Origin of the sequence: Pseudoalteromonas sp. M58 (assembly GCF_042604605.1) — a bacterium.
GTDB lineage: Bacteria > Pseudomonadota > Gammaproteobacteria > Enterobacterales > Alteromonadaceae > Pseudoalteromonas > Pseudoalteromonas tetraodonis.
Window position 1 is genome coordinate 2,377,417 of the sequence record NZ_CP152390.1, and the last position, 20,229, is coordinate 2,397,645.

General features: G+C 40.5%; 24 protein-coding genes. 5 read left to right on the forward strand and 19 right to left on the reverse strand.

Annotated features, from left to right (window positions below; all coding sequences use genetic code 11):
• Window position 1 precedes the first annotated feature (1 nt).
• Window positions 2-304, forward strand: a complete 303-nt coding sequence (locus AAGD16_RS11000) for a DUF6170 family protein (RefSeq protein ID WP_013465530.1) — start codon at window positions 2-4, stop codon at window positions 302-304.
• Window positions 305-316: 12 nt separating this feature from the next.
• On the opposite strand, the gene AAGD16_RS11005 is transcribed toward AAGD16_RS11000, so the two are convergent.
• A complete protein-coding gene (locus AAGD16_RS11005) occupies window positions 317-610 on the reverse strand; it encodes a ComEA family DNA-binding protein (protein ID WP_013465531.1) in 294 nt (97 codons plus the stop codon).
• Between the two features lie 297 nt (window positions 611-907).
• On the opposite strand from AAGD16_RS11005, the gene AAGD16_RS11010 reads away from it, so the two are divergent.
• Complete coding sequence (locus AAGD16_RS11010; RefSeq protein ID WP_013465532.1) at window positions 908-1,207, forward strand: YebG family protein; 300 nt, start codon at window positions 908-910, stop codon at window positions 1,205-1,207.
• Between the two features lie 172 nt (window positions 1,208-1,379).
• On the opposite strand, the gene putP is transcribed toward AAGD16_RS11010, so the two are convergent.
• On the reverse strand, window positions 1,380-2,891 hold the full coding sequence (putP, locus tag AAGD16_RS11015) for a sodium/proline symporter PutP (protein ID WP_008113313.1): 1,512 nt from the start codon (window positions 2,889-2,891) through the stop codon (window positions 1,380-1,382).
• Between the two features lie 344 nt (window positions 2,892-3,235).
• Between putP and AAGD16_RS11020 the strand changes: the two genes are divergently transcribed.
• Entirely contained in the window at window positions 3,236-4,459 is a 1,224-nt protein-coding gene (locus tag AAGD16_RS11020; protein ID WP_013465534.1) for an EAL and HDOD domain-containing protein, read from the forward strand.
• 64 nt (window positions 4,460-4,523) lie between these two features.
• On the opposite strand, the gene AAGD16_RS11025 is transcribed toward AAGD16_RS11020, so the two are convergent.
• From AAGD16_RS11025 to ccmA, 10 genes are read right to left on the reverse strand one after another with little or no spacing between them, the layout of a single operon-like run.
• Window positions 4,524-5,255: a VacJ family lipoprotein gene (locus tag AAGD16_RS11025; protein WP_028834001.1), complete on the reverse strand. Its 732-nt coding sequence runs from the start codon at window positions 5,253-5,255 to the stop codon at window positions 4,524-4,526.
• Window positions 5,256-5,264: 9 nt separating this feature from the next.
• Window positions 5,265-6,521, reverse strand: coding sequence for a c-type cytochrome biogenesis protein CcmI (gene ccmI, locus AAGD16_RS11030; RefSeq protein WP_377111727.1), 1,257 nt, complete (start codon window positions 6,519-6,521; stop codon window positions 5,265-5,267).
• A complete protein-coding gene (locus tag AAGD16_RS11035; RefSeq protein WP_013465536.1) occupies window positions 6,522-6,983 on the reverse strand; it encodes a cytochrome c-type biogenesis protein in 462 nt (153 codons plus the stop codon).
• Window positions 6,980-7,552, reverse strand: coding sequence for a DsbE family thiol:disulfide interchange protein (locus AAGD16_RS11040; RefSeq protein ID WP_013465537.1), 573 nt, complete (start codon window positions 7,550-7,552; stop codon window positions 6,980-6,982). The genes AAGD16_RS11035 and AAGD16_RS11040 overlap by 4 nt, the downstream gene beginning before the upstream one ends.
• On the reverse strand, window positions 7,549-9,510 hold the full coding sequence (locus AAGD16_RS11045; protein WP_377111732.1) for a heme lyase CcmF/NrfE family subunit: 1,962 nt from the start codon (window positions 9,508-9,510) through the stop codon (window positions 7,549-7,551). The genes AAGD16_RS11040 and AAGD16_RS11045 overlap by 4 nt, the downstream gene beginning before the upstream one ends.
• A gap of 1 nt (window position 9,511) precedes the next feature.
• Complete coding sequence (gene ccmE / locus AAGD16_RS11050; RefSeq protein WP_008465420.1) at window positions 9,512-9,991, reverse strand: cytochrome c maturation protein CcmE; 480 nt, start codon at window positions 9,989-9,991, stop codon at window positions 9,512-9,514.
• Window positions 9,988-10,191, reverse strand: coding sequence for a heme exporter protein CcmD (ccmD, locus tag AAGD16_RS11055; protein ID WP_008112240.1), 204 nt, complete (start codon window positions 10,189-10,191; stop codon window positions 9,988-9,990). The genes ccmE and ccmD overlap by 4 nt, the downstream gene beginning before the upstream one ends.
• Window positions 10,192-10,193: 2 nt before the next feature.
• On the reverse strand, window positions 10,194-10,931 hold the full coding sequence (locus AAGD16_RS11060; protein ID WP_029609912.1) for a heme ABC transporter permease: 738 nt from the start codon (window positions 10,929-10,931) through the stop codon (window positions 10,194-10,196).
• Between the two features lies 1 nt (window position 10,932).
• Window positions 10,933-11,619 carry a heme exporter protein CcmB gene (gene ccmB / locus AAGD16_RS11065; protein ID WP_128583049.1) on the reverse strand — a complete coding sequence of 229 codons (687 nt, stop codon included), beginning with the start codon at window positions 11,617-11,619 and terminating at the stop codon, window positions 10,933-10,935.
• The gene (ccmA, locus tag AAGD16_RS11070) at window positions 11,619-12,239 is read right to left on the reverse strand and encodes a cytochrome c biogenesis heme-transporting ATPase CcmA (RefSeq protein WP_138764392.1); all 621 of its coding nucleotides are present in this window, start codon (window positions 12,237-12,239) and stop codon (window positions 11,619-11,621) included. The genes ccmB and ccmA overlap by 1 nt, the downstream gene beginning before the upstream one ends.
• A gap of 113 nt (window positions 12,240-12,352) precedes the next feature.
• On the opposite strand from ccmA, the gene AAGD16_RS11075 reads away from it, so the two are divergent.
• Both AAGD16_RS11075 and AAGD16_RS11080 read left to right on the forward strand, forming a co-directional pair.
• Window positions 12,353-14,518: a flagellar hook-length control protein FliK gene (locus AAGD16_RS11075; protein ID WP_377111739.1), complete on the forward strand. Its 2,166-nt coding sequence runs from the start codon at window positions 12,353-12,355 to the stop codon at window positions 14,516-14,518.
• A 2-nt stretch (window positions 14,519-14,520) separates the two neighbouring features.
• On the forward strand, window positions 14,521-14,829 hold the full coding sequence (locus AAGD16_RS11080; protein WP_010387940.1) for an EscU/YscU/HrcU family type III secretion system export apparatus switch protein: 309 nt from the start codon (window positions 14,521-14,523) through the stop codon (window positions 14,827-14,829).
• A 27-nt stretch (window positions 14,830-14,856) separates the two neighbouring features.
• Here AAGD16_RS11080 and AAGD16_RS11085 read toward each other — a convergent pair whose 3' ends face one another.
• The 7 genes from AAGD16_RS11085 to AAGD16_RS11115 are packed head-to-tail and all read right to left on the reverse strand — an operon-like array spanning window position 14,857 to window position 20,181.
• Entirely contained in the window at window positions 14,857-15,258 is a 402-nt protein-coding gene (locus AAGD16_RS11085) for a DUF2802 domain-containing protein (protein ID WP_008112228.1), read from the reverse strand.
• A gap of 18 nt (window positions 15,259-15,276) precedes the next feature.
• On the reverse strand, window positions 15,277-15,774 hold the full coding sequence (locus AAGD16_RS11090; RefSeq protein ID WP_008112225.1) for a chemotaxis protein CheW: 498 nt from the start codon (window positions 15,772-15,774) through the stop codon (window positions 15,277-15,279).
• 21 nt (window positions 15,775-15,795) lie between these two features.
• Window positions 15,796-16,518, reverse strand: coding sequence for a chemotaxis protein CheW (locus AAGD16_RS11095; RefSeq protein ID WP_008112224.1), 723 nt, complete (start codon window positions 16,516-16,518; stop codon window positions 15,796-15,798).
• Between the two features lie 3 nt (window positions 16,519-16,521).
• Entirely contained in the window at window positions 16,522-17,292 is a 771-nt protein-coding gene (locus AAGD16_RS11100; protein ID WP_008112222.1) for a ParA family protein, read from the reverse strand.
• A 12-nt stretch (window positions 17,293-17,304) separates the two neighbouring features.
• Window positions 17,305-18,267, reverse strand: a complete 963-nt coding sequence (locus tag AAGD16_RS11105) for a flagellar motor protein MotB (protein WP_377111745.1) — start codon at window positions 18,265-18,267, stop codon at window positions 17,305-17,307.
• A 5-nt stretch (window positions 18,268-18,272) separates the two neighbouring features.
• The gene (locus AAGD16_RS11110; protein WP_028833993.1) at window positions 18,273-19,037 is read right to left on the reverse strand and encodes a flagellar motor protein; all 765 of its coding nucleotides are present in this window, start codon (window positions 19,035-19,037) and stop codon (window positions 18,273-18,275) included.
• The gene (locus AAGD16_RS11115; RefSeq protein ID WP_377111749.1) at window positions 19,030-20,181 is read right to left on the reverse strand and encodes a chemotaxis response regulator protein-glutamate methylesterase; all 1,152 of its coding nucleotides are present in this window, start codon (window positions 20,179-20,181) and stop codon (window positions 19,030-19,032) included. Before AAGD16_RS11115 ends, AAGD16_RS11110 begins: the two co-directional genes overlap by 8 nt.
• Between the last annotated feature and the right edge of the window lie 48 nt (window positions 20,182-20,229).

The following is a 20,229-nucleotide window of genomic DNA, read 5'->3' on the forward strand; positions in this document are numbered from 1 at the left end:
TATGTTTACTTTTTTTTCAAGCCACGTTGACGAACTTAAACACTTAAAAGTTCGTCAAAGACAAACCGTTATTGCGATCTCGTTAAGTATGCTCTCTCCTAGTGACAGAGTGTTAATGCGTATTGTAAAGCTTATGCTGCTAAGCCCATTTTTTTTAATATTTACCCTTTTTGAAGGATGGCTACTCGTGCCCTTTTTGATTGTGGCTGGTTTAAGCTACCCGCTACTAACCGCCCCCGTAGATGTTAATTTTGCTAAAAAGCACCTTGGTGCTGCCTTAAAACAGTTTAATCAGGGCGCATAGCGCCCTTTTAAGTTAAAACGCCACCTTTCCATCAAGTTTGGCTAGCATTTTTTTACCCACCCCTTTTACTTTAGCTAGATCTTCAAGTGATGAGAAATCACCATTTGTTTCTCTATAATCGATAATTGCCTGTGCTTTTTTCTTGCCAACACCTGGTAACTTAATTAACTGTTTTAAATCAGCAGTATTAATATTAACCACGGCTGATTGCATCTGCTCTGATAGCATATCGCTTTGCGCAAAGGTGCTACCCATAGGTAATAAACATAAAGCAGCGGCTAATGAGATGATTTTAATTAATTTCATACTATTTCCTTTTGTGTTCTTACATGAACATTCGTTGATTATTTACACCCAGCACTTTTACATAACGTTGTGGTTACTAAGTACTAACGGTAACAATCACTCCTTGCGACTCCTTTACTGCAACGCGTTATAAAGTGACTTAATAAATAAAGTAGAGTTACTCTTTATTGTCAACCAAGCTGCAGATAAACTAAGGCTAAAGCTTGCAAAACCACGCGCAAGCTTGTACTGTATATAAAAACAGTAATCTAATGATTTAAATTAATCATATTGCCACGTAAGTAAGCAGGAGAAATCATGGCTGTTGTTGTTAAATATGTTGTAGAACGAAACGGAGTCGAGCGCATGACGTTTACTACTAAAAAAGAAGCTGATGCCTATGACAAAATGCTCGATATTGCCGAGTCACTAGAACTCATGCTTGAAAAAGTAGATGTGCCACTAAGTGAACAACAGGTTGAGTCGCTCGCGCTGGAGATTGCAAAAAGTAAAGACGACTTTATGGCCGTACTTAAAGGTGGTAAAGAAGTACCCACTAAAGCTAAAAAAACAAAGTCAGATAACGTTGCGGATATAAAAGATAAAGCAGCGAGTTAGTACTTTCAAAAGCTCAATAGTAATTATTAAAAAACTGAATTCGGTATTCGAATTCAGTTTTTTTATGCCTTTAAATAATAATAGCTAAAGGTCAGCTAAAGCTAATAAAAAATGCCAACCAGTTAAACTGATTGGCATTTATAAAAACCAACACTTTACGTTAGCTAATCAGTTACAATGACGATTCAACTTCATCAAACAGATCAGTAATTTCTTTTTTCGGTTCAGCTGTCACAAGGCTTCCTACCACAATAGCAATACTCGCTAAAATGAAGCCTGGGACGATTTCATAAATTACACTGCTTAAGCTCTCACCATTAATGGTAATAGGCGCATAAATCCATACAAGCACTGTTAAAGCACCAACAACCATACCGCTAATAGCCCCTTTTAAGTTCATACGTTTCCAGTAAAGGCTAAACAAGACAAGTGGACCAAATGCAGCACCAAAACCAGCCCATGCGTTACTAACTAAATCAAGTATTGAACTATTACGGTCATACGCTAGGTAAATAGCAAATAACGCAACCAGTATTACGCTAATACGCCCTACTAACACCAGCTCAGTTTGCGAGGCATCGCGGTTTAAGTAAATCTTGTAGAAGTCTTCAGTAAGCGAGCTTGAACACACCAATAATTGCGATGAAATCGTACTCATAATCGCAGCTAAAATAGCAGCCAGTAGGAAACCAGCAATTAATGGGTGGAAAATAAGTTCAGCTAATACTAAGAAAATGGTCTCTTTATCGGCAATTGGCATTTGGTTTTCAATCATAAAGGCAGCACCAAATAAACCGGTAAATACCGCACCAATCGCAGATAGTGTCATCCAAGACATTCCAATACGACGCATAGTTGGCATTTCTTTTACTGAGCGAATAGACATAAAGCGAACAATAATATGTGGCTGACCAAAGTAGCCTAAGCCCCAAGCCATCGCTGAAATAATAGCAATGGTAGAACCACCAGCAAACCAATCAAGCATATTCAATGAATGGATTTCACTGGCTTTTGGTGAACTTAACAACTGCTGGTAATTTGCATTTGCTAAAGTATCCATAAATGGCTGATCAAGCATCATATAAGTAGCGATAGGTACTGCAAGCAAGGAGATAAACATAATACAACCTTGCACGAAGTCTGTTAGGCTAACCGCTAAAAAGCCACCAAATAAGGTGTAAACAACAACCACACCTGTGGTGATGTATAAACCCATTTCGTAACTCATCTGAAATGAATTTTCAAATAACTTACCACCGGCGACAACGCCTGATGAAGTATACAAAGTAAAGAACACAATAATAACAATTGCAGAGATCACACGAAGGATATTCTTGTTATCATCAAAACGATTTGCAAAATAATCAGGGATGGTAATAGAGTCATTTGCTTTTTCAGTATAAACACGCAGTCTTGGGGCGACTAAGAAATAGTTTGCCCATGCGCCTAACACTAAGCCAATAGCAATCCAAACCTTGCTAAGCCCAAACAAGTACATTGCGCCAGGTAGGCCCATAAGTAACCAACCACTCATGTCTGATGCACCCGCTGATAAGGCAGCAACACTGGGGGCTAAATTACGACCACCTAGCATATACCCTGATATATCGCTGGTAGATTGCTTATATGCGTATAGTCCTATTCCCAGCATTACAATAAAATATAATGCCAGTGAAATAATCATTCCTGTTTCCAAATTTGCCTCCACTTAAATAAGTAATAACAGGCTTTTAATCCAAATAATGACTCTTGAAATCTTATAATTAAGACAGTATTGGAATAAAAGCTTTCTACTGAACTATAACACGGTAATTGCTAATAACTCCAACCCGCTCATTTAAGTAGATAAAAAACCATCGGTTAGCTCACTTTTGCAACAAATAAAATGAAAAACAATAAAATTAGATTAAGAAATACCAAACCAACCATAGTATTTTATTAATAATGTTCATTTTACCGATGCTATTTTGAATGTTTTCCAATATATTATTACAATGTTAATCAATTTCTACTCTTTCGGAATCTTATATGTATTTTTACGCTGCTCGGCAACCTATTTTAGATCGCAATAAAGAACTAATTGGCTATGAGCTTTTATTTCGTGATGGAGTTGATAACGTATTTCCAAATATTGACGGCGATGAAGCCACGTCTCGACTGATTGAAGGCAGTCAATTTAACTTTGGCTTAGAAGATTTAACTGATAATAAACCCGCTTATATTAACTTTACCTTAGACACCTTGTTAAAAGGCTACCCAACCCTTTTAAACAAAGATGGGGTGGTAATTGAAATACTCGAAACCGTCCAGCCAGGTAAACGCTTATTGGCAATTGTTAAAGACCTAAAAGAAAAAGGCTATACGCTAGCGCTAGATGACTATGCACATCAACCTGTATGGCGGCACTTTTATCCGTTTATCGATATTATTAAAGTCGACTTTTTAACTTGTGATATTGAAAACGTTAAAACGATCATAGAGGATTTAAAACCTTATCCACACATAAAATTACTTGCTGAAAAGGTTGAAACTTACGCGCTTTACAATCAAGCTTTTGAACTAGGTTTTGAATACTTTCAAGGCTTTTTCTTTTCAAAACCAGAAATGGTGCAAAGCAAGGCATTACCGCCATCGGGCATGGCACTGGCTGAGCTACTCTATGAAACATCCAGCGTAGAAATGGATCTTAAAAAAATCACCGATGTATTTGAGCGTGATGTTAACTTATCGTATAAGCTGCTACGCTACTCAAACTCGGCAGCATTTGCTCGCCGCTCTGAAATAAACACAATAAAACAAGCGCTTATTGTATTGGGCGCGGCTGAAATAAAAAAACTACTCTCTTTATTATTTGCCGCACAAGTCTCTGCAGACAAACCTCTGGAGCTTATTAGGTTGTCGCTAACACGCGCGCGTTTTTGTGAGCTTTTAGCAATTTCACATGGCAAACTTAGAGATACAGGAATAGCATTTTTAACCGGCATGATGTCGCTTATGGATGCCATACTAGATGAAGAGATGGACAGTGTAATGCTTAAACTACCGCTTTCAAATGAGATAAAAGCGGCACTGTTAAACAATGAAGGGCTGCTTGCTGAGTATTTAAACTTAGTAACCCTCTATGAGCAGGGTAACTGGCACGCTGCTAACGATAAAGCCCAACAGCTTAACTTGGGTGATGATGTGCCTGATGCTTACCACGAAGCACTTAATTGGGTTAGTGAACAAATGCAGATAATGATTGATAATTAAAGCGCTCATTAGTAATTAATAACTAAAAATAAAACGCCAGCATTTGCTGGCGTTTTTATTTTTATTAAAGGCTTTCTAAGAAATCTTCGTCAAAATCTTCAGGCTCTTCTTTTATTGGCGGATTGCCATCGTAGAGTTCATATAACTGACGCTGAAAGTAAATGTCTTTAACAAACAGGTATGGGTCTAATGAATCATTTAATAAGCCCTCTTGAGCCATTAAAGACGCCCTTGCCTCAACCGCCTTTAACGCAAACACTAAAATTGTTTGTGGTGTTGTCAGTGCAATTTCAGGTAAAACCACATTATCAACAACATCACCGGTTAAGTTGCGTGCAGTCGATGGCCCCATTGCAGGGATCATTAAATAGGCACCATCGCCTACTCCCCACACACCTAAGGTTTGGCCAAAATCTTCATCAGTTACTTCAAGCCCTAACGAACTTGCAACGTCAAATAAGCCAAACACCCCCACCGTAGAGTTCACTAAAAAGCGCGCAAAATTAATTCCGGCACTGCTTGGCTTTCCTTGCAGACCCGCATTAATAATATCAACCGGTGCTGTAATATTATCGGTAAAATGCACAATACTTCGACGCACAGGCTGTGGGGTTACTGTTATATAACCCACTGCCGCAGGCCTTAAAATATAAGCATCAAGTACGTCCATATTAAAGTCATAAATAGGTCTGTTTACACTTTGTATGGGATCGCGCTCATCATATTTACTCTCAGGAACTTGAGCACAACCCGATAACGTGAGTAAACATAATAAAAGTAAGCCTTGTTTTAACATCTCAAATCCTTAAGGTATTAATGTATCAATGTTCAGTTGCACTTGGCGCACCTCTTTAGAAGCAAGCACTTGAGAATGCCCTTCAAGCTCCCCAGTGCTTGGCATAACTGAATCATCATTAGAGATACGCGCAGAAATGATAATTTCACTCGCACTCGATAAGTTTAGCCCTGCCATCATGGCATTAGCATCGCTCAGCTCAACCGTAATTGGAAAGCTATAGTCTGTTAGTTTGACCACGGCTAAAGGCATCGGTGATCCCTTAGCCGCTTTAGCAAACACAAACAAAATACCATTATTAGGCTGTTTGTCTGCAAGTTGGCTATCGATATCAACGGTAACTTGAATACTTTGAGCCGCTAACTGATCGCCACTGGTTGCCACGTTTTGCTGAGCAATTTGTAGGTCGATTTCGCTAATACGTTGGTTGATCATAGCATAGCGCGTATCAGACTCATTCATACTTGCAAGTAGCACCTCAAACGCTGCCTTTGCTTGTAGCCAGTCTTTTCTCTCAAAGGCGATTAGTGCAAGTAACGAAATCGCATCAAGGTTATTTGGTTGAGCTTGCAGTACTTTAGAAAGCATACCCGCTGCACGAGTCATGTTTTCTTCACTGCCCTCAAGTAATAGCACCTGAGAGTAGCTAACAAGCGCTTGCATATTATCAGGGTTTATTTTTAATGTTTTATCGAATGACTGTTTCGCCATATCAAATTCATTTAGCATTAAAGCAACACGCCCTAACAACATCCAAGCCACTTCATCATCACCGCTTTGGCTTAACTTAGTACGCAGTGCTAGGGCAAACGCTTGTAACTCATTTTTAGTTAATGGCTCGCCCTTTTGCATTACGGCGCGCTGACCATAATCGGCCAAGTTATCCATTGCATCATGCCAAGCTGCAATTTGTTGCTGGCTGCCTGTCATTGCATAGAAAATACCTGCTAATGCAATTAAAAACGCCGCCCCTGTTAAAGCAAATATACGATTGTCACCACGACTATTTAGTGACTTCTCTGGCGATAATTCATTAAGTAAGCGGCGTTTTAATTCAATAATAGCTTCGCTGTGATTTTGCGAGTCTATACGTTGATTATCTAAATCTGCCTGTAATTCAACTAAACGCTGTTCATAAATGCTGATAAGCTGTGCATTGGCGTTATGAGTGATGGTTACTACGCGCTCTTTTTTTAAAAAAGGCACAATAATAAACAGCAATGCAATGAGTGTGAGTAAAGCAAAAGACGCCCACATTAAAATCATTTAACTTTGCTCCTGATGTTTATTTTGTTTAATCAGCTTATTGAGCATCACTTCATCAGCGTCACTCCAGGTTTGTTTTACCGACGCTTTACGTTGGCGAATCACAATAAAGCCAAACCCAATTATTACGATGAGTACCGGAAGTACCCACAGTATTAACGTGGCAGGTGTTACCGGTGGATCGTAATGAACAAAATAGCCATATCGATCAATCATGTAATCAATAACTTCATCTTTGGTTTTGCCATCTTTTACCAACGCCAGCACTCGCTCGCGCAAGTCTTTTGCGACAACGGCATCAGAGTCAGCAATATTCTGATTTTGACACTTCGGGCAACGTAATTCTTTTGTTAGCTCTTCAAAGCGAACAGCTTGCTCGTTGCTATCAAATTGATAACGGTCTTGCTGAGCAAACGCAGCTACACTAACAAACAAGCTAAGGGTTAATAAAAACAATCTCATGGCTGCAGCTCCTGCATAATAGGCGCAAACTTAGCACGCCAAACTCGAGGGTTTATATCACCAGTGTGATGTAACAAAATGGTGCCATTTTTATCTACTAAAAATGTCTCTGGTGCACCGGACACCCCTAAATCTAAAGACAATGAACGTTCTAAATCTAAAATATTAAATTGATAAGGGTCGCCCGCACGTGAAAGCATATTACTCACATCATCACGCAGCGCTTGCATATCAAATGGGCCATCAAAATCGGCGTCGTAACTTTGTACATAATACAAGCCGATAATTTTAACCCCTTGCTCGCGTAGCTTAGTTAAATAGCCAAGCTCAGCTAAACACGTCGGACACCATGTGCCCCAAACGTTTAGCAAATACACGTCACCCTTTAGCTGCTCATCAGTCCAACGTTTATCGTCTTGCATTAAATCAGGTAAATTAAACGCAGGCACCGTTTGACCAATTCGCCCTGTTTGTATTTCCCGCGGGTTGGCAAACAACCCTTGGTATAAAAACACACAAATAAAGATAAAAATTAATAAAGGAGCAATTGCGATAAGTTTACGGTTCATACTGCCCCCTCTATTTCATCTTTTCGCGGTGAGGCGCGATAGCGCTTATCGAATAAAATCACAAAACCAGCGAGTGAGATCAGAATACCGCCAATCCACATCCAACGTACAAACGGCTTATGGTAAATGCGTAATGACCATGCCCCTTCACTTAGTTGCTCACCAAGCGCAAGATATAAATCACGAGTGAATCCGGCATCAATAGCGGCTTCGGTCATAAATTGCATACCAATATCGTAACGACGCTTTTCTGCATATAAACGCGTTACAGTGTCATTCCCTTTTAATACCGTCACGACACCAGCATGACCACTGTAGTTTGCACCACGAATAGTCTTCACACCTTCAAAGCGGTATTGATACTGGTTAAGCTGCACGATATCGCCTTGCTTCATCGATACATCACGCTCAACTGAATACGCCGAGGTGAGTGTAATGCCCGCTATAACGAAGGCTAAACCAACATGCCCCAGCACCATTGCCCAATAGCTTAAACCTAAACGCTTTATACCGAGCTTAAGCGAGCCATGAACCGCTGCTTTGGTATATAAATCAATAAAAGTGGCAATAAATATCCATACACCTAGCGTGGTTGCTAAAAGTGTTAATGGAGTCACTACCTCATAGCTACTAAATAACCATGCGCAGGTAATGATAATACTGACTAATGCGCCTACAAATATTTTATTTTGTAAAAAGGCCCACTTATTTTGCTTCCAACGCAGGAAAGGTCCAATGCCCATTAAAATAGCAAATGGCACCAGTAAAATAGCAAACATTTTATTAAAGAAAGGTTCGCCAATTGAAATACTGCCTAGCCCCATTTCCTTGTGCGCCATAGGTAATAATGTACCTAACAGTACAATTAACGTAGCAACCACTAAGAAAATATTGTTTAACCAAAGTGCCACTTCACGCGATACAAATTTATAACGCCCTTCACTTTTAACTTGTGAGACACGCAAGCCATATAACGCTAAACCGCCGCCAACAACTACGGCCAAAAAGCCAAGAATAAATAAGCCACGATCAGGGTCTGTTGCAAAGGCATGCACCGAAACAATAATTCCTGAGCGAACGATAAAGGTGCCTAGTAAACTTAATGAAAACGCCGCAATAGCCAGTAACACTGTCCATGATTTAAATACGCCACGTTTTTCAGTCACACTTAAAGAGTGCAGTAACGCGGTTGCGACTAACCATGGCATGAGTGATGCGTTTTCAACAGGATCCCAAAACCACCAGCCGCCCCAGCCTAGCTCTGAATAGGCCCACCAACTACCTATGGTGATACCTAAGGTTAAAAAGCCCCATGCCGTCATTGTCCATGGGCGTGACCATTTTGCCCAGGTGTTATCAAGCTTGCCGGTTAACAACGCGGCAATAGCAAAGGCAAAAGCAACAGAAAGACCGACATACCCCATATAAAGTAATGGAGGGTGAATTATCATCCCCGGGTCTTGTAATAATGGATTTAAATCGCGTCCCTCAACAGGGAAATAGGGTAGTAAACGTTCAAACGGACTTGAAAGTAGCAAGGTGTACATCATAAATCCGACACCTAAAAAGCCAAGCACACCTAATACGCGAGCACGAAGTACCCAAGGCAGTGACTTTGAACGCAAAGCAACAACGGCGGTCCAACCGGCCTGCATTAATAACCACAATAAAATAGCGCCTTCATGGCCACCCCATGTTGAGGTTATTTTATAATACCAAGGCAAGGTGCTACTTGAGTGATACGCTACATAAGATACGGTAAAATCATCGGTTAAGCTGGCATAAATAAGCGCAGCAAAAGACAAAGCAACAAATGCAAACTGACCAATAGCAAGTGATGGCGCAGCGCGCATCAAACGAAGGTTTCCTGTGTGTGCACCCCAAAGTGGGAAAATACACAACAGAATACTCAGTACCATGGCCAATGTTAGGGAAAAATAACCAAGTTCTGGGATCATATTAGCTCCCACTATCTAAATTGTATTTTGGTTTCTCGTGCTTAATTCCTTTTACTGCCTCGGCAACCTCGGCTGGCATATATTCTTCATCATGTTTAGCCAGTACTTCAAACGCTTCAATGACGTTAGGTTCAACTAACACACCTTGTGCAACAATTCCTTGCCCTTCACGAAATAGATCAGGCAAAATTCCTTGATAACGCACCGTGACCAATGGGCCAGTATCAATCAACTTAAAGCTTACCTGTAAGCTTTGCTCATTTCTTTGCACTGTACCAGGGACAACCATACCGCCAATGCGGAGCTTTTGTCCTATATGAGGCTTTTCTTTATTCGGGCCTTTACCATCAATTAATTCACTGGGGGTGTAAAACAAATTAATGTTTTCTTGTAAGGCGTACAACACTAAACCAATTGATCCACCAATACCAAAGAGTACGGCAATAATAACCAAAAGGCGTTTTTTACGTCTAGGGTTCACGAGGTTTGCTCCTGCTTAGAATTTTTAATTCGAGTTTCACGCGCAATTTGCTGCTCTACCGACGCTAAAATTTGTTTTTTGTCGCGTAACGAGCTAAATAAAATGCCTAATAAAATTAATGCGCATGTACCAAAAGAAAGCCATACATAAAAGCCATAGCCTCCCATTGCAATAAAATCTGAAAACGAGTCAAACTGCATAATTACCCCTTAGTTAACAACTGTCGCACCCATGGGCGGTGCTTTTCACGGTGTAAAATTTCATTTTTAAGACGAATTAAAGTCACAGTACCAACAAACGCGGCAAAGGCTAAAATATTAATCATTAACGGCCAAAACATACTTGGATCTACCGCGTCGCGGTTAAACTTAGTGATGCTTGCCCCTTGATGCAGGGTATTCCACCATTCCACCGAAAAGTGAATGATAGGCAAGTTAATAACCCCAACAATAGCTAAAATAGACGCGGCGCGACCGGCTGATTTTTTATCTTCAAAGGCATGGTACAAAGACAACACCCCTAGATATAAAAATAACAAAATGAGTTCAGAGGTCAGTCGTGCATCCCATACCCACCAAGCACCCCACATAGGTTTACCCCACGCAGCACCGGTGATTAAGGCTATTGCGGTCATGCAGGCACCTACGGGTGCTATTGCAATCACCGCAAGCTCTGCATTGCGTAATTGCCATACCAACGCAACAATGGCAGCAATCGCCATTGATGAATAGGCGCCCATAGATAAAATAGCGGAGGGCACGTGAATAAAAATAATACGGTAACTGTCTTTTTGTTGGTAATCGGCAGGAGCAAAACCTAATCCCCATACCCAACCGACAATCATACTAATAACCGTTACTACTGCAAAATATGGCAGTAGAGTATTGCATAATTGATATGCTCGCTCTGCTTTCGCATACGGATGTAACCACTTCCACATATTAACTTACACTCACTTTTAATGCTGATGATATGGCAATTGGCGCACTGATAGTCGCAACGACTAACATCGCACCAAGGATTGCAAGCTGACCACTGTAATCCAGCGACATAGTGCTGGTATCAATAGCGGAAGTTGCAAAAATTAAAACCGGAATATACAAAGGCAAAACGAGCAGACTCATTAAAATGCCGCCTTTTTGTAATCCCACAGTCAAGCCCGCCCCTATTGCGCCTATGAAGCTTAATAAAGGCGTGCCCAATAATAGCGTTAATAACGTAGCCATTAGGGCCGTCGTTTCTAAATTTAGTAGTAAAGCAAATAAAGGAGTCATTAGCACTAACGGGAGGCCGGTGATCACCCAGTGTGCGGCTACTTTGCCCAGCACCGTTAATGATAAGGGGTATGACGAAGCAATGAGCTGCTCCAAAGAGCCGTCGTGGTAATCATCTCTAAACAGTTTATCAAGGCCAAGCATGGTCGAGAGTAAAGCCGCAACCCAAATAATGCCCGGGGCCATTCTTGATAGCAAGCCTGGCTCAGGCCCTATGGCTAATGGAAACAGTGAGATAACAATTAAAAAAAACAAGATAGGATTAACTATTTCAGCGCGCTGACGAAAAGCGAGCTTAACGTCTTTGCTAAATACAGCGACAAATAACTGCCAATATGAATGCTGTCGTATCATTAGTGGCGGTACTCCAAAGTCAACGTTTGTAAGTCACTAAAGTGGGTGGTTAAATCTTGGTGTGTTGTTAACAAAATAGCGCCCCCCTTTGATAAGTGCTCAGTAAAACGTTGCTGTAAAAAGGCAACCCCGCTTTTATCTAGCGCCGTGAAAGGTTCATCTAAAATCCATAACTTCGCTTCAGATAACCATAATCGAACGAGAGCCACCCGCCGCTGTTGACCCGCAGATAACGTTCTTACAGGTACATCTTCCAGCCCCACTAAACCTAACTTACTTAATAAAGGGTATAAGTCAGGAGTATCAACATAACCATTAATAGCCAACCAATGTGCTACATTTTCAAGTGCACTAAGTTGTACGTTAACACCGGTTTTATGGCCTATAAATAATAAGTCTCTGGCATATTCGTCATAATATTTTTTGATAGATTGATTTAGGTATAAAATATCACCTTCATCCGGCAGCGAAAAACCAGCAATAATGCGCAATAATGATGTTTTACCAGCCCCATTAGGGCCAGCTAACTGCATGATTTGACCGCTTTTAAGGCTAAAATTAAGTTCATCAAACAAACAACGCTCTTGCTTGATACAAGTAACGGACTTAATGTGTAACAAGATGACGATTCTCTCTGCCAAAAATTAGCCGTAAGTCTACCATAATGATAGGGTAATACGAATATTGCTTTAGAATCGATTTACTTAAAATAAAGAAAACTTGATATAAAATAATGAATACACCAACGCACATCACATTGTCTAACCCACAGGTTAGTAATCAAACAACTGATTCAGGTAAGGCTGCGTTAGCAACACTGCCACCTGAAGTGCTGGCGGCAAAAAATATTCAGTTTTCTAAAGATTCAGTCACGCTTGATGTGTTTATGAATAAGCATTGGCAAACGATTCGCCTTGGGACAACTGAGACATTCACAAACGTTGAAAAAATAGCTAGCGCTAACATACAGTTAAGTGCAGATGGTAAAAACTTAACCATCATCCCTAACAATACAACTTTAACAATTAAACAACCGGCTCAGTTGCAACGATTTTTAAATTTTATAAACACCCAAAGTGATATTCAAAACAGTCCACTATCACTTCAGGTGGTATTACAACCAACACCAAAGTTGGTCATTGAAAAATTTAATGCCAGTATTGCTATTAATAAACACGTTGCACAATTACTCGCAGATGAGCCTTTAATAAAGGGGATGATTGAAACGGATAGCAAAGGTACACGACTTAATATTATTAACCGTTTTGCTGATATAGTGCATTCACAGCCAATAAACCAAGCCAAACTAACACAGTTGCTTGCCAGTAATTTAACCCCTGCTCAGCTTCATGCTATGCCTAAGTTTGCGGTATTAAGCCCAAACTCTTTTAAAGACTCATTAACTATTAACCTAAGTCATCGACAATTAAGTGAACTACCTACCATCCCGACTAAGGTAAACATTACTCACCAAGCAGATAAATTACTGATCAAAACCGCTTATCATAATATGACTGTGAGCCTTAAAAACTCATTTAGTAAACCGTTTAATGAGATGCTCTCTTTGCAACAATCGCAAGGCCTAATTGATTCCTCGCCAAGTAAACAGCATCCGCTCAGCACGATAAATAGTCCCATACAATCATGGTTAAAAAGCAGTTTTGCTGATTTTAAAACACGTATTTTAGATGCAGTAAAGTACTTTGAAAGCAAGCCATTTACGACCTCGGTAAGCTCATCTCAAAAACCAGAATTTACAGGCAATGCTCAGCAAAAATGGCTCACCCCAATGCAAAAAATTGACATGATACAATTAAAAAGCGTGTCAAATTTAGCGCCGCCCCTAATGCAATTTACCCAGCAAATAAAATCAAGCGTTTCTATGTGGCAACAACAACCGTTAGCAGCACACGCTTTATCTCCTTTAGTGACTCCTTTTTCATCCTCACCAACTAACGCAGTTACATTTGGTCAGAGCTTACAGCCTTTAGAAAAACTCTTATTAGCGACGGTTTTAAAACACAGTCCAAACACCTCAATAGAACAAAAAGATGCGACCAACCAAATAGTAAGCAGCCAACTTAATACCATTACAAGCAAACTGACTGATCAAGGAACCGATTTAAACCGTTTAGTTAATCAGGCTTTTAATCGCATGTTGTCAGATAGTAATTTGCACCCAGCAACCATACAGCGCGAAATACTCAGCACCATAAAGCCCACACAACTTCAAAGCGACATCTTACAAAGCTCGTTTAATAGAGGTGTTGAACAGCTTTCATTAAGCATTTTAGCCGCGCCTATCATTAACCAAAATCCAAGTGCGGTGAGTATTAATAATCAAACGGGTTTAGAAGCTTTACTGCAGGTTTTATTACCGACGTTTAAAGTGGGTAATAGCGCCAATAAATTGTTGGAACAATTACAGCAACCACAAGTACAAGCATTAGCAGGTGAATTAACCCAAATTAAGAACACATTAAGCCAAGTACAAACGCCTGCTATTAGTCAACAACCTGACACAAACGCCTTGGTGCAATTTTTATTACCGATGAAGTTACCTGCTGAAGCGGCGCAAACAGAAATAACTTTAGGGCAGTATAAAAAGCACAGTAGCGGTAAACTAGCGGATAAAAATGTCTGGTTTGTCAGGCTCAACTTTGATTATGCCGAGCTGGGTAAGCTACAAATAATCGCAGAACTCATGGATAAAGCTTTAGATTGTCAGTTGTTAGCCTCAACCCAAGCGGTGAGCGCTTTAGCTCATCCACATCTTGATAATTTACGCTCAAAACTGGCAAAACAAGGCTTACAAGTGGGTGAGCTTAAACTAAAACGAGCGGATGATAACCATCAAGCATTTTACCAATCGCATGCCATTATTAATATTAAGGTTTAGCCATGACTGAGTCATCAAAAAGCAATTCAGCAATTGGACTACTCTACGAGGCGGGACATTCACCCATTGTAAGTGCTAAAGGGTTTGGTGAACTGGCGGATGAAATTATTGCCCTAGCCAAAGAAAAAGGAATTTTAATCCATCAAGATGAAGCACTTGCAAATACACTATCGAAACTAGACCTCGCAGAAGAGATCCCCAAAGAGTTGTACTTTGTTATTGCTGAGCTCATTGCGTTTTCATACGTGGTTAGAGGAAAGTTTCCGCCTGGTTGGCAAGACTTTCAGGGAAAGCTAAATATAAAAGCATAACGCAGTGTTATAAAAGCAAAAAAGGCGCTAAGCGCCTTTTTGTTTGTGTAATGAAAACAACAGTTCAGCCTCGGCGCGGGGTAATTCACATTCGCGAATAACCTCATCTAAATCAGCACCTAACTCAACCATTTTTACTGCACGAGAGTATATTTTAGCATCGGGGTCATCGTATTTTTGAGCTGCTTGTTGCTGTATCAGCTCTTGGTTTTGTTGTTCTACCTCAAGCACACGCTTACCAATACTCAGTAAACCGGTTCGCAACTCAGACACTTCGCTACGTAAAATATTAATCTGCTCTGATGAATCTTTAAACTGTTGTAATTGCGCGCCAAGCTCACTCGCATAGCGCTTTTTAAACATCACAATTAAAAGCAGCGAGAATAGTCCAAAAACTAAACCCGCAATAGCAATACCAAGTAATAACATAGTTTTATGTAGAGAAGCTTATATATCGCTTAACTCATCCCATTCGTCATCACTAAGTAGTTTATTTAAATCAACCAGAATAAGTAACTCATTGTCGCGGTTACATACACCTTGAATAAATTTAGCACTTTCCTCTGTACCTACATTTGGCGCACTGTCAATTTCAGAGCTACGTAGGTAAACAACCTCAGAAACGCTATCGGCTAAAATGCCAATCACTTGCTCTTCTGCTTCAATAATTAAAATACGTGAATTATCCGTCGCTTCAATATCAGGTAAACCAAAACGAGAGCGAGTATCAATAACGGTAACAACATTACCACGTAAGTTAATAATACCAATCACATACGAAGGCGCACCTGGTACAGGAGCAATCTCGGTGTAACGCAGTATTTCTTGCACTTGCATTACATTTACGCCATAAGTTTCATCTTCTAGCTTGAACGTAACCCACTGCAAAATCTCATCATTATTATCTGCATTTTTCTTAGCTGACAGTAATTTATCTTCACTCATGCTCTTACCTCGTAATGGTCATTACTTGTGACGGCTATCTAAGCCTTTCTCTAATAGTGCGTTTAAATTATTAACATCTATTAAAGCACACATTTTTTCTTTAATTACTCCAGCAAGCCATGGGCGCTTACTGTTATTTGTACGCCATTTTACATCTTCTTTACTCAATGTAATGTTATTTATTAGTTTTTCTGCTAATAAACCCCATTGGCTATCACCTAAAGTGATGAGATATTGATAATTTAAAGATGCCTCTAACTGCTCATCGTACTTTTCAGGCATAACCCAGCGAGCGGTATCAACAACATTGAGCTTTTCTTCTCGGTTGATCATAACCCCTTTAAACCACTTAGGCTTGCCAAATAAATGATTTACTTCTCCAAGCTCATGAATGCCACCTAAGGCTTTTAGCGGCACCGCTAAAGTAAGCCCTGCCACTTCAAAAAACAGCGCTTGAAACTCACCATCAAAGTAGTCAGCTTCACCACCTACAACCACCTCTTGCTCAGGCACGACGTGTTGCTCTTGGTGGGTGTCAATTTCTACATTCGATACTTGCTTATTGAGCTTTTCAACTTCAACAACAGGCTCAACTATTACTGGTTGTTCTTTTTGCTCTTCATACGTTACCTGCTCAAGCAGTTTAGCAACAGGCTCAAGGTCTTTTGTTGGTTCGTCATCAGATAATAACGCCCCTAAGTACTGAGTGACTACTTTTTCATTAGCAAATAATTGCTTACTCATTTATTAACCTTGTTTTATTAAATATTTAAGTAATGCTTTATAAGCATAGACTCCACGCGCATTTGGGCAAAAATCTACCGGTACTTTTTGCGCTAAACTTGCATCTCTAAATTTAGTATCAACAGGAATAACGCCTGGCCATACTTTTTCTTTATACGTTTCTTGTAATGTTTTATAGGCCTCAAGCGATGCTTTGGTTCGTTTATCATACATAGTTGGAATTATAGTATATTCATAGCTTTTCGCTTGAGAGGTTTGCATTAACTCCATAGTACGCATCATTCTATCGAGCCCTTTAAGCGCCAAGAACTCAGTTTGCACCGGCACTAACACTCTTTCACAGGCGGCAAGCGCATTGACCATCAGCACACCTAAAACAGGTGGACAATCTAAAATTGCGTAATCGTAATACTCGCTAATTTTAGCCAGTGTTTTTTTTAAAATCAGGCCCATTCCCGTTTTATTACCCATGCTACGGTCAAGTGTCGCGATCGCCATAGTTGCGGGTAAAATATCTAGGTTTTCAATTGTTGAGGGGCATAATGCTTGCAGTATTTCTTCACTTTTCATACTCGAGCCGCGAGTAAAAATATCGTAAACACTGACCTCTAAATCTTCTGAATCAATACCAAAGTAATAGGTTAGTGAAGCATGAGGATCTGTATCAATCAATAACACACGCTTGCCTTGAAGCGCAAGGATCCCTGCAAGGCTAACCGCTGTAGTGGTTTTGCCTACTCCCCCTTTTTGATTGGCTACTGTCCAAACTTTCACATTACATCCTAATTACTGTTCGTTGCGCGTTGTAACACGGATGCCACCATGCGGTAAACGAATTATTTTTATTGTATCGTCTTGGGCTGGTAGCTCAATTTCTGGCTGACTTTGCTCTGATACTGAAATTGATGATCTCGTTTGTTCATCAGAGGGCTCGGGTGCTAAACCATATTTAGAAAGTGCAATCACGACTTTACGGTTTTCAGCACGCCCAGCTTCGGTATTATTATCGGCAAAGGGAGAGTATTGACCATATCCCTCAATGGCCATGCGCGCGGATTCAATGCCCAAACGCTCTAGCTCAACTAATATTGAGGTTGCACGCGCCACTGATAACTCCCAATTAGAACGAAATATTTCATTTCGTATGGTTTCGTTATCTGTATACCCGCGTACTCTTATATAGTTATCGACTGATGCGATGATTGCTTCAATTTTTTTTACAATCTCTTTGGCCTTGTTATGTGCAACAGCACTACCACTGGCAAACAACAATCCGGAATTGAGCTCAATAACCAACCAGTCTTGGCTTAGTTCTAAGCTAGCCTCGCCACTGCGTATCTCATCAATCAGCGACGATTGTAATTTAGCCAATAAACTATCCAGCGGCTTACCTAAGTGGCGTTGACTAATATTGCTATTGTCACTTTGACCATCGAGTAACATTGGGCCTTGTTCTTGCTCTTGAATACTTTCGCCATAGAGTATTTCAGCCTCAGGGGTCACCCTTTCAAGCAATAAAGCATCACCATTTACCCCGTTACCCTGCTGAGAATATTGTTTTGCAGACTTATCAAAAACATGCTCAAGAGAATCAGATAAAACCTTGATGTTGTCTTCTTTGTTTATCGCAATTGCATACAATACAACAAAAAATGCAAACATTATGGTCATATAATCCGCATAAGAAACTAACCAACGCTCAGTATGTTGGCTCTTTAATTGGTGATGACGTAAGCGACGGCGTAACATAGGCGCTAATGGGCCTGTAAAATTGGACGTTCAACGCGGTAGGCTTCAAGCTTTAGTTCAATATTAATAGGGCTCTCACCTTGGCTAATAGCAATTACACCTTCCGCTAACATTTCGTGATAAAGCATCTTTTGTTCAACCCGTTGCTTTAGCTTATTGGCCATAGGTAAAAACAATAAATTAGCCAAACCAACACCATATATAGTTGCAATGAACGCGGTGGCAATACCCGTTCCTAACTGCTCAGGATCGTTAATAAATGACATGGCTTGAATAAGCCCAAGTACCGCACCTAAAATACCAATAGTTGGGCTATACCCACCCATTGCTTCATATACCCGGCTAGCCTCAAGTAATCGTTCTCGCTCAAGTAATAAGTCAATCTCGAGGGTATCGCGTAGTTTTTGCTCTGAACAGCCATCAACTAATAAACTCAGTCCTTTGGCAGCATAGGGATCTGAATGCGCAAGTGCTTCGTTTTCTAATGCTAAATACCCTTCTTGACGGGCTTTATGCGACCAGCGTTTTACTTGCTCAATCGCATCTTCAATATCATGGTCGTCGGTAACAAAAACCCAATGAGTAATACTAAGCATTTTTTTAAATGTATTGGCTGATGTTTGTAGCATCACCGCACCTAATGTACCGCCTAATACAATAATTAGTGCAGGCCCATTAAACAGCGCAGATACCACACCTCCCTCTAAAGAATAACCGATTGCAATAGCACCTAATGCAACCAGTAATCCTAAAACAGAAAGCTTATCCACAGCCAACCTCTCTTTTTAAGCGTGCAGCCACATCATGAAGGCTAATGCTTTCGCTTGCTAAACCTGCACTGGCTATCGCCTGAGGCATACCATAGACAACACAGCTTTTTTCATCCTGAGCCCAAATTGTAGCGCCAGTTTGCTTAAGCATGCGAGCACCATCACGACCATCTGCACCCATGCCTGTCAAAATAATGGCAAGCACATCACCTTGATATGCTTTGGCAGCACTGGCAAAGGTAATATCAACACTTGGTTTATAGTTTACTCGTTCATTTTTATCTTCAAACACACGAAGGGTTCTATTAGAACCACGTCCTTCTACCATCATTTGCTGGCCACCTGGCGCTAAATAAGCGCACCCAGGTTGTAATCTATCGCCTTGCTGCGCTTCTTTTACCTTAATCTTACACAAGCCATCTAAGCGAGTAGCAAAGGCCGGGGTAAATGCAGCAGGCATATGCTGTATGAGTAAAATAGGGTGTGGAAAATTAGCAGGTAATTGCGTCAAAATAGTTTGCAGTGCAACTGGCCCACCTGTGGATGTACCAATAGCAACTAACTGATACTGCTTACCACTGGCACGCGCTGAGGCACTGCTGTTAGTAGGTGCAGGACTCACATTATTAAAGCTACGATCAGGTTGAACTATCGGCTTTTTAGCAAGGTTAGAAAAGCGTTCAGAGCTGTTTGACGCTGGTTTACTAATACTTGGAGATGGGGCCGTTCTCGTAATTCTTCCAATACGCTGGCGGCCTATTTCCTTAACCTTATTTTGCAATAACTTAATTGCATCATCGTTATTGCGAGCAATATCTTCAAACTTTTTAGGTAAAAAGTCCATCGCCCCAGCATCAAGCGCATCCAAAGTGGCAGATGCCCCTGCTCGTGTTAACGATGAAAACATTAAAATAGGTGTTGGATTACTCGCCATGATCTCTTTCACAGCACTAATACCATCCAGCACCGGCATTTCAACATCCATGGTGATAACATCAGGACGTAACTGAGCTGTTTTTTCGACGGCCTCTCGGCCATTTACAGCAAAGCCTATTACCTCAATGCCGCTGTCTTGTTCAAGAATTTCACTCACTCTGCGGCGAAAAAAGCTTGAATCATCAACTACTAAAACTTTAACAGCCATTTCGCTCTCTTATTCAATGAATGGGTAGGCATAAAGTTTATACCTACT

What these genes read in the sequence shown, in the direction of transcription:
- putP (WP_008113313.1), bottom strand. Translation starts at nt 2,891, where the DNA reads ATGATTATTTCACTGGCATTATATTTTATTGTAATGCTGGGAATAGGA.
- AAGD16_RS11035 (WP_013465536.1), bottom strand. Translation starts at nt 6,983, where the DNA reads ATGAGATTGTTTTTATTAACCCTTAGCTTGTTTGTTAGTGTAGCTGCG.
- AAGD16_RS11040 (WP_013465537.1), bottom strand. Translation starts at nt 7,552, where the DNA reads ATGAACCGTAAACTTATCGCAATTGCTCCTTTATTAATTTTTATCTTT.
- AAGD16_RS11010 (WP_013465532.1), top strand. Translation starts at nt 908, where the DNA reads ATGGCTGTTGTTGTTAAATATGTTGTAGAACGAAACGGAGTCGAGCGC.
- ccmB (WP_128583049.1), bottom strand. Translation starts at nt 11,619, where the DNA reads ATGATACGACAGCATTCATATTGGCAGTTATTTGTCGCTGTATTTAGC.
- AAGD16_RS11105 (WP_377111745.1), bottom strand. Translation starts at nt 18,267, where the DNA reads ATGTTACGCCGTCGCTTACGTCATCACCAATTAAAGAGCCAACATACT.
- AAGD16_RS11045 (WP_377111732.1), bottom strand. Translation starts at nt 9,510, where the DNA reads ATGATCCCAGAACTTGGTTATTTTTCCCTAACATTGGCCATGGTACTG.
- AAGD16_RS11095 (WP_008112224.1), bottom strand. Translation starts at nt 16,518, where the DNA reads ATGAGTAAGCAATTATTTGCTAATGAAAAAGTAGTCACTCAGTACTTA.
- AAGD16_RS11020 (WP_013465534.1), top strand. Translation starts at nt 3,236, where the DNA reads ATGTATTTTTACGCTGCTCGGCAACCTATTTTAGATCGCAATAAAGAA.
- ccmD (WP_008112240.1), bottom strand. Translation starts at nt 10,191, where the DNA reads ATGCAGTTTGACTCGTTTTCAGATTTTATTGCAATGGGAGGCTATGGC.
- AAGD16_RS11115 (WP_377111749.1), bottom strand. Translation starts at nt 20,181, where the DNA reads ATGGCTGTTAAAGTTTTAGTAGTTGATGATTCAAGCTTTTTTCGCCGC.
- AAGD16_RS11085 (WP_008112228.1), bottom strand. Translation starts at nt 15,258, where the DNA reads ATGTTATTACTTGGTATTGCTATTGCGGGTTTAGTTTTTGGACTATTC.
- AAGD16_RS11000 (WP_013465530.1), top strand. Translation starts at nt 2, where the DNA reads ATGTTTACTTTTTTTTCAAGCCACGTTGACGAACTTAAACACTTAAAA.
- AAGD16_RS11060 (WP_029609912.1), bottom strand. Translation starts at nt 10,931, where the DNA reads ATGTGGAAGTGGTTACATCCGTATGCGAAAGCAGAGCGAGCATATCAA.
- AAGD16_RS11075 (WP_377111739.1), top strand. Translation starts at nt 12,353, where the DNA reads ATGAATACACCAACGCACATCACATTGTCTAACCCACAGGTTAGTAAT.
- ccmI (WP_377111727.1), bottom strand. Translation starts at nt 6,521, where the DNA reads ATGATTTTAATGTGGGCGTCTTTTGCTTTACTCACACTCATTGCATTG.
- AAGD16_RS11025 (WP_028834001.1), bottom strand. Translation starts at nt 5,255, where the DNA reads ATGTTAAAACAAGGCTTACTTTTATTATGTTTACTCACGTTATCGGGT.
- AAGD16_RS11005 (WP_013465531.1), bottom strand. Translation starts at nt 610, where the DNA reads ATGAAATTAATTAAAATCATCTCATTAGCCGCTGCTTTATGTTTATTA.
- AAGD16_RS11080 (WP_010387940.1), top strand. Translation starts at nt 14,521, where the DNA reads ATGACTGAGTCATCAAAAAGCAATTCAGCAATTGGACTACTCTACGAG.
- AAGD16_RS11090 (WP_008112225.1), bottom strand. Translation starts at nt 15,774, where the DNA reads ATGAGTGAAGATAAATTACTGTCAGCTAAGAAAAATGCAGATAATAAT.